The sequence below is a fragment of the Martelella sp. K41-7 genome (genome assembly GCF_055808365.1).
In genome coordinates this window covers 3,702,715-3,717,199 of record NZ_CM147867.1, presented here as the reverse complement: position 1 = coordinate 3,717,199, position 14,485 = coordinate 3,702,715, and the positions used below count along the sequence as shown (strand labels likewise).

Genomic DNA, 14,485 nt, shown 5'->3' with positions numbered 1-14,485 from the left:
CACCCCGGCGACCGGCGATGCTCAATAGGGACTGTCGACCCTGCCGAGCGCCACCTGAACGGTTTTCGTCTGCGAATAGTATTCCATCGCTGCACGACCGTTTTCGCGGCCGAAGCCGGATTGCTTGACGCCACCGAAGGGGATTTCCACCGGTGTCAGATTATAGGTATTGATCCAGCAGATACCGGCCTGAAGACGGCCTGCAACGCGGTGACCGCGCGCGAGATCACGGGTAAACACGCCGGCGGCCAGCCCGAACGGTGTGCCGTTGGCGCGGTCAATCACCTCGTCCTCACTGTCGAAGGAAAGCACGCTCATCACCGGGCCGAAGATCTCCTCGCGCGCGATCGTCATATCGTCGGTGACATCGGCAAACACGGTGGGCTCGATATAGGCACCGTCGGCAAACGCCGGGCCATCTGGAACACCGCCGCCGGTGACGAGCCGCGCGCCCTCGCTTTTTCCTGAGGCGATATAGGCCAGAACCTTGCCCCGCTGGGCCTCGGAAATCAGCGGCCCAAGATGGGTTTCGGGATCCAGCGGATCGCCCAGGCGGATGGTGGCCGTGCGCTCTGCAAGCCGGGTGAGGAACGCCTCCAGAATGGATTTCTGCACAAAAACCCGTGTGCCGTTTGAGCAGATCTGGCCGGTGGAATAAAAGTTGCCGAGCATGGCGCCGCCGATCGCGTCTTCGATGTCGGCATCCTCGAACACCACCATCGGCGACTTGCCGCCAAGCTCCATGGTGGCGTGGCGCATGCCCGACGCCGCTGCGGCATAGACCTTGCCGCCGGTCGGGACCGAACCGGTCAGCGAAACCTTGGCGGTCTTTTGATGGCTGGCAAGGGCGGCGCCCACGTCTCCGAAGCCCTGGACCACGTTGAAGAGCCCCTTCGGCGCTCCCGCCTCGATAAAAATTTCCGCCAGTTTCAGTGCCGAGAGCGGCGTCATTTCGGACGGCTTGAACACCATGGCATTGCCGCAGGCAAGCGCCGGCGCGGCCTTCCAGGAGGCGATCTGGATCGGATAGTTCCAGGCGCCGATACCGACACAGATGCCGAGCGGTTCACGCAGCGTATAGGCAAAGCCTTCGCCGAGCGGCACGCTCTCGCCGGAAAGGCCGGCGGCCTGCGCGGAAAACCATTCAAGCGCGTCCGCACCCGATGCCGCGTCAGCCACGAGCGTTTCCTGAATGGCCTTGCCTGTGTCCAGCGTTTCGAGTTCCGACAGTGCATCATTGTGCTCACGCATCAGGTCGGATGCCCGGCGCAGCACGCGGGCACGTTCGACCGGAAGGAGGGCAGCCCACTGTTTCTGAGCGCGTTCGGCGGCCGCCATAGCGCGTTCGATGATCGCCGGTGTTGCCGCATGAAGCGTCGCGATCACCTCGCCGGTGGCCGGATAAATGCTTTCAAAGGTCTGGCCGGCCTTGTCCTCGACATAGTCGCCATCGATGAAATGGCTGGCTTTCGGCTGTGCACGCATTGTTGCTCTCCGCTTGGTCCGCATTCGTTGTTTCGGGGTGCGCGAACGCCCTATCTGTCACGGGGCCAGCGCTGGCTGGCTTCGAGAATGTTGAGGTCCATGTGATTGCGCATGAACCGTTCCGAGGCATTTTTGACCGGCTGATAATCCCACGGCTTGTAGTCGCCGTTTCGAAGCGCCTCATAGACGATATGACGGCGCGCCTGGCTTTCGCGGATTTCGGCGTCATAGGCCGCCATGTCCCACATCTGGCGCACCTTTTGCGCAAAACCGGCAACGGTGGCGGCGTGGGCAGGATCTGCAGCAAGGTTGGTAAGCTCGTGCGGATCGGCCTCAAGATCGAAAAGCTGCGGTGGGTCGAGTTCGCAATGATTATACTTGAACCGGCCTTCGCGGATCGAAACCAGCGGCGCCTCGGAGGCTTCGGCCGCATATTCCATGCGCACCGGCATTTTTCGCGCAGCGCCTGCTGCCACGGGGATCAGGCTTTCGCCGTCGGTCCAGGGCGCAATCGTCGCCATGTCGATGCCGGCGAGATCGGCAAGCGTTGCCGCAATATCGACGGTCGAGGCCGGGGTCTTGACCAGGCCCGGTGCCATACCGGGGGCGGCGATCATCAGCGGCACGCGCGACGAGCCCTCATAAAAGCTCATCTTGAACCATAAGCCGCGTTCGCCCAGCATATCGCCATGGTCAGAGAGGAAGACGATCACTGTGTCTTCGGCAAGACCGGTCCCGTCCAGCGCTTCGAGGATTTCGCCGATCTTGTCGTCGATATAGGAGACATTTGCGAAATAGGCGCGCCGCGCCCGGCGGATATCTTCCTTCGCAATATCGAAATTCTGCCAGTCATTGGCATCTAAAATCCGTTTCGAATGGCCGTCCTGCGCATCGTAACCGATCCCGTCGATCTCCGGCTCGAGATGGTCGCAGCCCTCGTAGAGGTCCCAGTATTTCTTCCGGGCCACATAAGGGTCATGCGGATGGGTGAAGGAGACGGTCAGCATGAACGGGCGGTCGTCCTTGCGTCGGCCGAGGTCATAGACCTTGCGCACCGCCTCATAGGCAACCTCGTCGTCATATTCGAGCTGGTTGGTGATCTCGCCGACACCGGCTCCCGTCACCGAACCCATATTGTGATACCACCAGTCGATACGCTCGCCGGGCACTGGCATAGTCGGGGGTCCAGCCGTAATCGGCCGGATAGACATCGGTGGTCAGCCGCTCCTCGAAGCCGTGGAGCTGGTCGGGACCGACGAAGTGCATCTTGCCGGCAAGCGCGGTCTGGTAGCCGGCGCGGCGCAGGTGATGGGCATAGGTCGGGATATCAGGCGAAAACTCGGCGGCATTATCATAAACGCGGGTGCGGCGCGGCAGTTGACCGCTCATGAAAGAGGCGCGCGCCGGCGCGCACAGTGGCGAGCCGGTATAGGCATTTTGAAAACGCGTCGAACGCTGGCTGAGCTTTCTCAGGTTCGGCGTGTGCAGAAAGTCGGCCGGACCGTCGGGAAACAGGGTCCCGGCAAGCTGATCGACCATGAGAACGAGAATGTTCGGCCGCGCGGTCATGAAGACATCTCCTTGGCGAGTGTGAGTTCGAGATATTCCCGGGTCATTTCGATGGCGCCCTGGCGGCTGGTGCCGAAATCCTTCAGCGCCGCGCGCAGGTAAAACCCGTCGATCATTGATCCGAGCCCTTCGGCGATGCGGTTTGCCACCTCCCGGCTGACACGCTGTCTGAGTGCAAAGACAAGATTGGAGCGCAGCCGCGCGTCGTAGATCGCGAGAAGCCGGCTGGCATCGCCCTTGCGCTGGGCCTGAACGTAAAAGGCAAGCCAGGCGGCAACGACGGCGGGATCGAACTGGTCGCGGCCAAAGCTTGCCTCGATCACCGCGAACAGACGTTCCTCCGGTGTGGTCGCCGTCTTGTAGCGGGCCTTGACCGAGGTGCCGAACTCATCAAGGATGCGCCGCATGGCCGCGAACAATATCTTGTCCTTGGAGCCGAAATAATGGTGCGCGAGCGCAGGCGAAACGCCCGCCCGCCGCGCGATCTTGGCGACCGTGACCTCAACCATGCCGACCTTGCCGACTTCCTCGATCGCTGCCCTGACAAGGGCCTCGCGACGAATGGTTTCCATTCCGGTTTTCGGCATCGGCTCAACCCGCTGAAAAAATGCTCAGAGACGTTTAATGGCGAAGAAATATGCAACTCTGCTGGCTTCGCCGTTTACAGGAATTAACATATGTTATATTGATTGACTGATCAATCAAAGAAGCCAACAGTTTTTCGCCGCGCCATTTCAGGCGCAATGGCAATCTTGCAACGGACCCGAAAGGAACGCTGACATGACTGATAACTTCCGAATGATGCTCGCAGCTCTTACCGCCGCCACAACCCTTTCCGTCGGCGCAGCCCAGGCCCAGGAAACGGCCTGCGACAGTGTAAGCTTCTCCGATGTCGGCTGGACGGACATCACCACCACGACGGCAACAGCGAAACATGTGCTTGAAGGCCTCGGTTATGATGTCGACGTCAAGGTTCTCTCGGTTCCGGTGACATTCGCATCGCTGAAGAGCGACGATATCGACGTCTTCCTCGGCAATTGGATGCCGGCCCAGTCCGGCGCGATCACACCCTATACGGATGAGGGCGAAATCGACGTTGTCGCCACCAATCTGGAAGGCACAAAATACACCCTGGCGGTGCCGACCTACACCTATGAAAAGGGTCTGAAGACCTATGGTGATATCGCCAAGTTCGCCGATGAACTTGATGACACGATCTACGGCATTGAGCCGGGCAATGAGGGCAATGCCTATCTCGTCTCGCTGATCGAGGAGAACAAGTTCGGCCTCGAAGGCTTCAAGGTTGCCGAAAGCTCCGAACAGGGCATGCTCGCCATGGTCGGCCGCAAATACCGCAAGGAACAGCCGATCGTGTTCCTCGGCTGGGAACCGCATCCGATGAATGCCACCTATTCGCTGAAATATCTCACCGGCGGTGAAGACTTCTTCGGCGGCGAGGGCATTGTCCGCACCGTGACCCGCAAGGGTTTTGCCGATGAATGCCCGAATGTCGGCAAGCTTCTGGAAAACATGAAGTTCTCGCTGGCCATGGAAAACAAAATCATGGGCCAGATCCTCAATGACGGCGAGAATGAGGGCGATGCCACGGCTGCGTGGATCAAGGCTAATCCAGACGCGCTGGACGCCTGGCTGGACGGTGTGACCACCACGTCCGGCGAGCCGGGCCTGCCGGCGGTCAAGGCCTCGCTCGGCCTTTAAGGACAAAAGGCCCGGACTGGCGAAACGCTTTTCCGGGCCTTTCCTTATCTGCATTGATTGTGATCGAGACGCGGCCGGCAGCACGGCGGCGCGGCCACGGCCCTGTCGTGGCTATCCGGGGGACAAAGAAGGAGCAACCTCTTGCACTGGCTGACAGACTACAAGATCCCGCTGGGACACTGGGCCCAGGACATCTTCGACTGGCTGCAGATCCATGGCGGCTGGTTTTTCGACGGTCTGGCCGAGGTCATGAGCTGGCTCATCGACAGGTTGCTCTGGGTGCTGCAGGCACCCGGCCCGATCGCCGTCGCTATTGTCGTGACCGCGCTTTCCTACTGGCTTCAGCGCAACTGGAAGGTTTCGCTGTTCGTGTTTTTCGGCTTTCTGTTCATCGTCAATCAGGGCTATTGGGAAGAAACCACCGAAAGCCTGGCGCTGGTGATCTCGTCTTGCCTGATCTGCATGGCCGTCGGCGTGCCGATCGGCATCTTCACAGCCCATCGGCCCCGTTTTTATCAGGTGGTGCAACCTGTTCTCGACCTGATGCAGACGCTGCCGCCTTTCGTCTATCTGATCCCGGCGATCATCTTCTTCGGCATCGGCATGGTGCCGGGTCTCCTGGCCACCGTGATCTTCGTGATCCCGGCCTCCATTCGCCTGACCCATCTCGGTATCTCCTCGGTGCCGCAGCCCTTGCTTGAGGCGGCTGATGCCTTTGGCGGAACACCGTGGCAGAAGCTTACCAAGGTCGAGCTGCATCATGCGCTACCGCAGATCATGGCCGGGCTGAACCAGACCATCATGCTGTCGCTGTCGATGGTGGTTGTCGCAGCGCTCGTTGGTGCAGACGGGCTTGGCGTTCCGGTGGTGCGCGCGCTCAATCAGGTCAATCCCGCGCTCGGCTTTGAAAGCGGCTTCGTCATCGTTGTCGTCGCCATCATTCTCGACCGGGTTCTCAAGATCGGAGGGCGTAACAATGGCTGATGCCGTCGTCTTTGAAGATGTGAATATCGTGTTCGGTGACAAGCCGGAAAGCGCCCTTCCGTTGATGGATGCCGGCAAGGACCGCGCGGAAGTTCAGGACGAGACCGGACAGGTGCTCGGCGTGCACAATTGCTCGCTGGCCGTCGGTGAAGGCGAGCTTCTGGTGCTGATGGGGCTTTCGGGGTCGGGGAAATCGACCCTGCTTCGGGCTGTCAATCGCCTCAACCCGGTCTGCCGCGGCCGCGTTCTGGTCAATGACGGCACCCAGATGACTGATGTGACCCAGGCCGACAACAAGACGCTGCGCCATATCCGGCTGTCACGGGTTTCCATGGTGTTCCAGCAGTTTGGGCTGTTGCCGTGGCGCAATGTCCGCGACAATATCGCTCTCGGACTGGAATTTGCGGGCCTGAGCAAACAGGAGCGTCTGAAGAGGGCGGAAGCCCAGCTCGAACTCGTTGGGCTGAAGGACTGGGGCGACCAGCTTGTCGGTGAACTTTCCGGCGGAATGCAGCAGCGCGTCGGTCTTGCCCGCGCCTTTGCCACTGAAGCGCCGATCCTGCTGATGGACGAGCCGTTTTCCGCGCTTGATCCGTTGATCCGCACGCGTCTTCAGGATGAGCTGATTGAATTGCAGCGCAATCTGAAGCGCACCATCATCTTCGTCAGCCACGACCTCGACGAGGCCTTCAAGATCGGCGACCGGATCGCTATCATGGAAGGCGGGCGGATCGTCCAGTGCGGTACGCCGTCCCAGATCGTGCGCAAGCCCGCCGACGCCTATGTCGCCGACTTTGTCGCCAATGTTAACCCGCTGGGTGTTCTGCGCGCCGCCGATGTGATGAGCGACGATCCCGCACCGGAGGATGCCCGTCCTGTCAGCCCTAACATCAAACTGGCGGAAATGATGAATGCCCTTGGTAAGGGCGCGATCCTGCGCGTGGTTGACGACAGCGGCAATACCGTCGGCAGCATCCGGCCTTCCAATGTCGTCACCGCCCTCAATCCGGAAAACAGTCTCAATTAATTGAGATGGGTCTCGGGAAACCTCTGTAAAATCATGCGGCAGCCGGTTGCTGCATGATGAAGTCTGCATAAACGCGTGACGCCCAACACAGATCTCACCGTCAAAACGGTGAATACCGAAACACGGTTCAGTCAGGGTTATTCTTTCTGGCTTTGAATTTTAGCCTCAGTGCATATACGGCCGCTTCAAAGGTGGCCAGGTTGATCCTGTATTGGAAGAATGCCTCAAAAAAACCTTTGGTCAAGAAGGCTTGCTTCTTGTTGACTTTATCAATTCTTCGGTTGAGAAAACGCTTTACAGATTTCTTGAAACCCTCGTCACCATCATAACGATTAATATCAATCAGACGTTGGGTCAGAACTGGTTTCACCTCGCCCATTTTGTCCGCGATTTCTTGTAAATCCATCACGGTTTTTGGCATGATGAACTTGCGTGTCGTGATTCCGCTTCCGACCCTGTAATCCAGCAATTCTTCGTCGATAAAACCGATACGATCCTCGAGATAGGCACGGTAGCCGAATACCAGATCTTCGGGGATAAAGCCCTGGGCTGTTATCAGGCCGTATTTTTCGAACAGGTCGCGGTGCCAGGCGCCTGACGCACCAAGATAAAGCGAACGCGACTTCGATACTAAATATATATTATTCTTCCGGGTGAAAATCGTTTTGGAGTATAATCGTTCGATATCATTGCCTGCCAGGTCTTTGCATTTCGCATGCGAATGTACCAACAGCGCATTTGTTTCCTTGAATTTCTCAACGATTCTGGTTGTTCGCTCCGGGTAGGAAACATCGTCGCCGGGTGCGAACACGATTACCTCGCCGCTTGCCAGCAGAATGGATTGATTCAGATTTCCAACAAAACCAAGGTTTTTCTTGTGTGCGACAAATTTTACTGCGATGTCATCGGGTGCATATCTCAGAATATGTTCAATTAATGAAGCCGTTCCATCTGTCGATGCGTCATCACAGATTAAGATTTCGAGGGGACGATATGTCTGCTTGAATGCCGCATTCAAAGCCTCTTCGATATAATCTTCTTGATTATAGGTTAATATCAGAAATGTGGCTTTCATTCACGGAATATTCCCGGGTTTATCACTATGTAAATTGCTGTATTCTATACATCACTCTGAGTTCTGAATGGCAAGCAATGCAATGTATCACGAGGGACGATAACGCCAAATCCGATTTCCACAGAGCGTTTGTCTATTCCTGATACAGTCAGGTATCCATGCCCAGAAATCGAAAACCGCCTGCAGCAGGCGCTCTCGGTTGTGGAAAAATAGCCTTGCGAGGCCAGCGTGAGTACGGCATAGCATGTGAAAACCCGATTTTTCCGGGCTCGACTGGACCGCAGGTAATGACTAAGAAAATACACTTTCTGTATGAGGGGCCGGTTGACCTTGATGCGGTTAGAAATTGGGACCCTGAAAAGGACCCTATGCGCTTTCCTGACGGAGTCGGCCACGGGTTTTTCCAAAACTTCCTTGCTGTCCGGGGTTTGCATCCGGAAACGGTGATTTCCAAAACAACCGGCAAGGCTGATATCTACGTCGTCTATCAGAAGAAACGGTACAGCTATCGCAATAACCTGGCTGTTTATTGGGAAATGATGCGGCGAAAAAGCCCGCCTCAGATCGTTTCGATTCATTCTGACGCGCCACTCGAGAGCCTGCCGGTATTCTTTGTCAGCCGGTCTGTTGTGCCCAATCTGTTCCGGCTTACCGAAGCGAATGACAGATTTATTCCTCTGTTGCCGCAGAACGGATTGATCAAGTCAAACGGGAACAGAAAAACGGTTGCAGTTTACGGCGGACGAAAAAACCGGCCCGATCATATCATGACGCGGGATTTCATTGCCCGCTGCGAAAAAGCAGGCATCGCATTTCGCTTTTGTGATTTCGACAAAGAAAACCCGAATGAGGCACTCGATTTCAGTAATATTCTGGTTACCCTCTGTCTGCGTAATCCGCAGGAGCGCGAAGTCGGGCGCAAGCCGCCGACAAAGCTGATCAATGCCTGGGCGGCTCATACCATACCGATCATCGACCGGGAGCCCGGATACCTTTCCGTCGGCACGCCTGACAGGGATTGCCTGCTTCTCAGGGCCGACCACCGCTGTAGCCCGCAGGATGCCCAGGAGGAGTTGTTTTCGCTTCTCGTCAAGGTCGTCTCAAACGATCTGAGCCAGCTTCATGCAGAGATCGCCAAGCAGGCAGAACGGTTTACAAAGCCCGCAATCGCGAGTGATCTTTTGACGTTTCTCACAGAAGAAGACGCACCCGAATGGGGCCTCAAGCAGAAAATGGCGATCACGCTTGCTCTGGTGATTTTCCCGATCAAACGCGTCATCCGGAAATGCAACAGGATCGTCAGGCGCGCCGTGAATGATAAGTAGGGCGCGTCGCGTGCTCGGCAGAGATGCGAATGGCCCGAAAAAACGGTTCGCACTCAAAGTCGCTCTTATGGATGTACGGATTCTGGAATATCTCCGTTGCTTCGGATTTTCCCCGGACCGATGCGCAAAGCAGCTGATTTATCCTGTTATCGATGCTTTTTTGGATGATGCCCGATCCGGTGATCGTCGCGGTTCTGGCCGCTTCGACCCGGCCATCTTGGTAAAATCGTAGCTTGACGATTGACGAATGGGAACTGATTCCATAAATATCGGCCAAGGAATTGGAACGTACCAAATCGGGAGGAGATGGTATGAAGTGGGGGCTCATCGGGGCCAGTACGATTGCGTCCGAACACATGATCGGTGCAATCCGGGCGCAGTCTGGTCACACGGTCGAAGCGGTGCTGTCGTCCAATGCCGAACGGGGTCAGGCCTTTGCCGCGCGCAACGCAATCCTGCATGTGTTTACCGATCTTGAAGCCCTTTTGGCGCAACCCGGGATCGACGCCGTTTACATCTCCACCACCAATGAGAAGCATTTTCCCCAAGCGATGGCCGCCATTGCCGCCGGCAAGCACGTTCTGTGCGAAAAACCGCTCGCGCTCAGAGTTGAAGACGCGGCAGCAATGATTGAGGCCGCCCGGGAGGCCGGTGTCGTGTTTGCGACCAATCATCACCTGCGCTGCAGCGGCGCGCATCTGGCCATCCGGCGGTTGATTGCCGAAGGCCGGATCGGCCGCATTTTGTCGATGCGGGTCTTCCATGCCGTCAGTCTGCCGGAACATCTGCGCGGCTGGCGGATCGACGATGCTGCTGCCGGCGGCGGCGTTATTGCGGATATCACGGTCCATGACGCCGATACGGTGCGCTTTCATCTGGGTGAAGACCCGAAGACCGTCGTCGCTCAGGCGGTGTCGTCCGGGCTTGGCCAGGGCGTGGAAGACAGCGTCATGTCGGTCTGGACTATGCCATCCGGGGTCATGGTGCAAAGCCATGAGAGCTTCACCCATCCTTTTGCCGGCTCCGGCATCGAGGTGCACGGCACAAAGGGGTCGGTGTTTGCTCGTAACGTGATGACACAGAACCCGAGCGGCATAATCACGCTCACCGACAAGGACGGCACACTGCAGTTGAACTACGAGCGGCACGAGCTCTACGGCTACGGCCTCCAGGCCTTCAACAGTGCGGTCACAGGCCATGGTGCTCCGGCCGCCGATGGCGTCGATGGCCTGAAATCGTTGGCCGTCGCGCTTGCTGTTGCCCGCTCGGCCCGCGAGGGCCGGGCCGTTGATGTGGACTACAAGGGATACTGAGACATGGAAACCAAAGTCGTCAGCGCGGAAGCCGCCGTCAGCCGGATTTCAGACAACGCCGTTGTTTCGGTGTCTTCCTCCTCCGGGCTCGGTTGCCCGGACAAGGTGCTGGAAGCGCTTGGCGCGCGGTTTGAGGTCACCGGCCATCCCCGGCGCCTGACCACGCTGCATCCGATTGCCGCCGGTGACATGTACGGCATCAAGGGCATCGACCACATCGCCCGGGACGGCCTTCTTGACCGGGTGATTGCCGGTTCATACCCCAGCGGTGCTTCGTCACTGCCGATGCCTGAAATCTGGAAGATGATCGTCGAAAACAGGATCGCGGCCTACAATGTGCCCTCCGGCATCTTGTTCGACATGCATCGGGACGTTGCGGCAAGGCGACCGGGCGTGCTCACACAGGTCGGCCTCGACACCTTCGTCGACCCCGCGCTTCAGGGCTGTGCGATGAACGAAAAGGCGGCTGACGCGCCTATTGTCAGGCGGGTCGCGTTTGCAGGCGATAGCTGGCTGCATTTCGACAATATCGCCCCTGACGTGACGATCCTGCGCGCGACCACGGCCGACGAGCATGGCAATCTCACCTATGAGCACGAAGGCGCCTATCTCGGCGGCCTCGATCAGGCGATTGCCGCACGCAACAATCGCGGCCTCGTGATCGCCCAGGTCAAGCGCCTCACCGCCGCCGGATCGTTGCGCCCGCATGATGTGCGCGTACCGGGCCATCTGGTGGATTGCATCGTTGTCGATCCCGGCCAGTATCAGACCACCGAAACCCTCTACGACCCTGCCATTTCCGGTGAGGTCATCCATCCCCTCGCTGATTTCGAACTGGCGGAATACGGCGTTGAAAAAATCATCGCGCGGCGTGCGGCGATGGAGTTGTCTGCCGGGCAGACCGCCAATCTCGGCTTCGGCATCTGTGCGCTGGTGCCGCGGATCCTGCTGGAAGAAGGCCAGGCCGGCAAGGTCACCTGGGCAATCGAGCAGGGGGCTGTCGGCGGCATGCCGCTCACCGGCTTTGCCTTTGGCTGCGCCTCCAATGCCGATGCCTTCATGCCCTCGCCGAACCAGTTCACCTATTTCCAGGGCGGCGGCTTCGACGTCACCTTCCTGTCTTTTCTGGAAGTCGACCGCAAGGGCAATGTCAATGTCTCCAAACTCGGCAAGAAGCCCTATCTGACAGCCGGCTGCGGTGGTTTCGTCGACATTACCGCCAATGCCCGCAGGATCATGTTCGCCGGGCTGTTCGAGGCCGCTGCCGGACTTAAGCTGACAAGTGAGGGCCTGTTCGTCGAAAAGCCGGGCAAGTTTTCCAAGATGGTCGAGGCGGTCGAGCACGTCACCTTCTCCGGCCGTCGTGCGAAGGAAAACGGCCAGGACGTGCTTTATGTCACCGAACGCTGCGTGATGCGCATTGGCGAGGATGGCCTCGTTGCCACCGAAATCATGCCCGGCATCGATCCGGAACGCGACATCATCGCCGCCTCCGGGGGCCGTGTCACCATCGCTGAAAACGCGACCAGCATGCCGCTTTCTCTGCTGTCGGAACGGCCGATGGGGCTGGCCTTATGAGAAAGGGAGCCACAGCATGAGCGCCATTCACCGCATTCACCACGATGCCATTGCCGAACTGAGGCTTGATAACCCGGCCAAGCTCAATGCGTTCACGCCGGCAATGCTTGACAGTCTCGAGGCCCATCTGGCGGCAATCGAGGCTGATCCGGCAATCCGGTTTGTCATTTTGACAGCGGAAGGCGAGCGCGCCTTTTGTGCCGGCGCCGATATCAATGCCTGGGGCGATCTTTCGCCGGGGGATTTTGCCCGGTTCTGGGTGCGTGACGGCCATCGGCGCTTCGACCGGCTGGCGCGGCTTTCGAAGCCGACCATCGCGGCGCTTTCGGCGCACACATTTGGTGGCGGCCTTGAACTGGCCATTGCCTGCGATATCCGGGTGATGGCACCGAAGGCAACGATCGCGCTGCCCGAGCCCAAGGTCGGCATCGTGCCGGGCTGGTCCGGCACCCAGCGCCTGGCGCGGCTTCTGCCGGAGCCGGTGTTGAAGGAAATGGCACTGTTTGGGCGTCGGATCGATGCCGAGCGTGCCCACGCGCTCGGTTTTGCCGCCGCAGTGGCTGATGACTGCCGCGCTCTGGCCTTCGACATCGCCAAAGATGCGCTCGGTGCTTCCGCCTATTCGACCGAGATCGTCAAATACATGATCCATGCTGGCGCGGGCGAAGACCGCTCCGCCATGGTCGAGACGCTCGGCAGCGGCATGATTGCCGCTTCTTTCGACAAGGCTGAGGGTGTTTCCGCCTTCCGCGAAAAACGCAAACCGTCATTCAAGGGGTGCTAGCCATGACCGACCTCACCATTATCCCCGCTGTCAGCCACGCCGCCGAGCCGGTGTTTCCGGCGCGCCACCTGATCGACGGGCGCTGGCAGGCTTCCGAAACCGGTGAAACCTTCGAGCGCGCGTCGCCCGCCCATGGTCACATTGTCACCAAGGCCGCACGTGGAAGCGTCGCGGAGACGGAAGCGGCGATTGCTGCCGCGCGAAACGCCTTTGACGACGGCCGCTGGTCGCGCATTTCCGGCAAGGAACGCGCCGATACCCTGTTGAAGGTCGCCGATCTTATCGAGCGCGATCTGGAACGTATCGCCATGCGCGACACGCTGGAAAGCGGCAAGCCGATTTCCCAGGCACGGGACGAGATTGCCGGTGCTGCCGATATCTGGCGCTATGCCGCCTCACTGGCGCGCACGCTGTCCGGCGACAGCCACAATTCACTCGGCGATGACATGCTCGGCCTCGTCTTGAAGGAGCCGGTCGGCGTCGCGGCCCTGATCGCGCCGTGGAACTTCCCGTTCCTGATCGTCTCGCAGAAGCTGCCGTTTGCGCTTGCCGCTGGCTGCACGGCGGTGATCAAGCCGTCCGAGATGACCCCGTCCTCGGCGGTCATTCTCGGTGAGCTTCTGATCGAGGCCGGTATTCCCGATGGCGTCGTCAATATCGTGCTCGGCTATGGCGATCCGGTCGGCACCACCATGTGCGAAAGCGCTGATGTCGATATGGTGTCGTTTACCGGGTCAACGGCCGTTGGCAAGGCGATTGTCAGGGCCAGTGCCGGAACGCTGAAGAAGGTTTCGCTCGAACTTGGCGGCAAAAACCCGCAGGTGGTGTTCCCCGATTGCGATCTTGACGAGGCGGCCGACGCCATCGTTTTCGGCGTCTATTTCAACGCCGGCGAATGCTGCAATGCCGGCTCGCGCATCATCGTGCATGAGGATATTGCCGAGGAGTTGACGGAGAAGGTGGTGGCCCTGTCAAGGAACGTGCCCTTCGGCGACCCGCTCGATCCACGCACGAAGGTCGGCGCGATCATTTCTGACGCACATTTCGAAAAAATCGACACTTATGTCGAGGGTGCCAAGGATGCCGGTGCCACGATCCCTTTGGGCGGCGGAGCGCTTGATATCCCGGGCTTGTCAGGCCGGTTCTACACGCCTACAGTCGTGACAAATGTCAGTTCATCCATGGCAGTCGCGCGGGAGGAGGTCTTCGGACCTGTGCTGTCGGTCCTGACTTTTAAAACGATTGAGGAGGCAATCGAACTCGCCAACAGTGCTGCCTACGGGCTGTCTGCCGGGGTTTGGAGCAATGATGTCAGCACCTGCCTGGCATTTGCCCGCCGCGTGCAGGCTGGCACTGTGTGGACCAATACCTGGATGGATGGATTTTCCGAACTGCCTTTCGGCGGTGTCAAGCAATCGGGCCTTGGGCGCGAGCTCGGCCGTTATGGGCTGGAGGAATATCTGGAGGTGAAGACCGTGACCATGCGCATCGGGCGCACACGCGCACCCTGGGTGAAATGAGATCGCTGGCCGCACGATCCGCGGCCTGCGGGAGAGGAAATGACCTTATGGCAGAAACGGGTTGAGGAGCCCGGCTGAAGGTCACAAAACGCAAGAGGAGGAGACT

At 58.9% G+C, this 14,485-nt stretch carries 11 protein-coding genes and 1 pseudogene; 8 read left to right on the top strand and 4 right to left on the bottom strand.

From position 1 onward, the window contains the following. Positions 1 to 21: 21 nt before the first annotated feature. The 3 genes and pseudogenes from betB to betI all read right to left on the bottom strand — a co-directional run bounded on the left by betB (position 22) and on the right by betI (position 3,641). Positions 22 to 1,485, bottom strand: a complete 1,464-nt coding sequence (gene betB / locus AC0L7L_RS17630; protein WP_473510399.1) for a betaine-aldehyde dehydrogenase — start codon at positions 1,483 to 1,485, stop codon at positions 22 to 24. A 50-nt stretch (positions 1,486 to 1,535) separates the two neighbouring features. Then, positions 1,536 to 3,054, bottom strand: a pseudogene (betC, locus tag AC0L7L_RS17625) (choline-sulfatase). Beyond that, the gene (betI, locus tag AC0L7L_RS17620; RefSeq protein WP_272213373.1) at positions 3,051 to 3,641 is read right to left on the bottom strand and encodes a transcriptional regulator BetI; all 591 of its coding nucleotides are present in this window, start codon (positions 3,639 to 3,641) and stop codon (positions 3,051 to 3,053) included. The pseudogene betC and the gene betI overlap by 4 nt, the downstream one beginning before the upstream one ends. 193 nt (positions 3,642 to 3,834) lie before the next feature. On the opposite strand from betI, the gene choX reads away from it, so the two are divergent. From choX to choV, 3 genes are all read left to right on the top strand, one after another. Then, positions 3,835 to 4,773 carry a choline ABC transporter substrate-binding protein gene (choX, locus tag AC0L7L_RS17615; RefSeq protein WP_272213372.1) on the top strand — a complete coding sequence of 313 codons (939 nt, stop codon included), beginning with the start codon at positions 3,835 to 3,837 and terminating at the stop codon, positions 4,771 to 4,773. 141 nt (positions 4,774 to 4,914) lie between these two features. Beyond that, a complete protein-coding gene (choW, locus tag AC0L7L_RS17610; RefSeq protein ID WP_272213371.1) occupies positions 4,915 to 5,757 on the top strand; it encodes a choline ABC transporter permease subunit in 843 nt (280 codons plus the stop codon). Then, positions 5,750 to 6,784: a choline ABC transporter ATP-binding protein gene (gene choV, locus AC0L7L_RS17605; protein WP_272213370.1), complete on the top strand. Its 1,035-nt coding sequence runs from the start codon at positions 5,750 to 5,752 to the stop codon at positions 6,782 to 6,784. The genes choW and choV overlap by 8 nt, the downstream gene beginning before the upstream one ends. Positions 6,785 to 6,911: 127 nt before the next feature. On the opposite strand, the gene AC0L7L_RS17600 is transcribed toward choV, so the two are convergent. Continuing rightward, positions 6,912 to 7,859 carry a glycosyltransferase family 2 protein gene (locus AC0L7L_RS17600; protein ID WP_473510396.1) on the bottom strand — a complete coding sequence of 316 codons (948 nt, stop codon included), beginning with the start codon at positions 7,857 to 7,859 and terminating at the stop codon, positions 6,912 to 6,914. A 443-nt stretch (positions 7,860 to 8,302) separates the two neighbouring features. Here AC0L7L_RS17600 and AC0L7L_RS17595 point away from each other — a divergent pair, with 443 nt between their 5' ends. The 5 genes from AC0L7L_RS17595 (at position 8,303) to AC0L7L_RS17575 (ending at position 14,379) form a co-directional block, all read left to right on the top strand. Next, the gene (locus AC0L7L_RS17595; protein ID WP_473510394.1) at positions 8,303 to 9,184 is read left to right on the top strand and encodes a hypothetical protein; all 882 of its coding nucleotides are present in this window, start codon (positions 8,303 to 8,305) and stop codon (positions 9,182 to 9,184) included. A 311-nt stretch (positions 9,185 to 9,495) separates the two neighbouring features. Continuing rightward, on the top strand, positions 9,496 to 10,497 hold the full coding sequence (locus tag AC0L7L_RS17590) for a Gfo/Idh/MocA family protein (protein ID WP_272213366.1): 1,002 nt from the start codon (positions 9,496 to 9,498) through the stop codon (positions 10,495 to 10,497). A 3-nt stretch (positions 10,498 to 10,500) separates the two neighbouring features. Then, positions 10,501 to 12,075 (top strand): acyl CoA:acetate/3-ketoacid CoA transferase, encoded by a 1,575-nt coding sequence (locus AC0L7L_RS17585; RefSeq protein WP_473510391.1) that lies wholly within the window; start codon positions 10,501 to 10,503, stop codon positions 12,073 to 12,075. Between the two features lie 16 nt (positions 12,076 to 12,091). Further along, complete coding sequence (locus AC0L7L_RS17580; RefSeq protein WP_473510389.1) at positions 12,092 to 12,859, top strand: enoyl-CoA hydratase/isomerase family protein; 768 nt, start codon at positions 12,092 to 12,094, stop codon at positions 12,857 to 12,859. A 2-nt stretch (positions 12,860 to 12,861) separates the two neighbouring features. Continuing rightward, positions 12,862 to 14,379, top strand: coding sequence for an aldehyde dehydrogenase family protein (locus AC0L7L_RS17575; RefSeq protein ID WP_473510386.1), 1,518 nt, complete (start codon positions 12,862 to 12,864; stop codon positions 14,377 to 14,379). Positions 14,380 to 14,485: the final 106 nt, after the last annotated feature.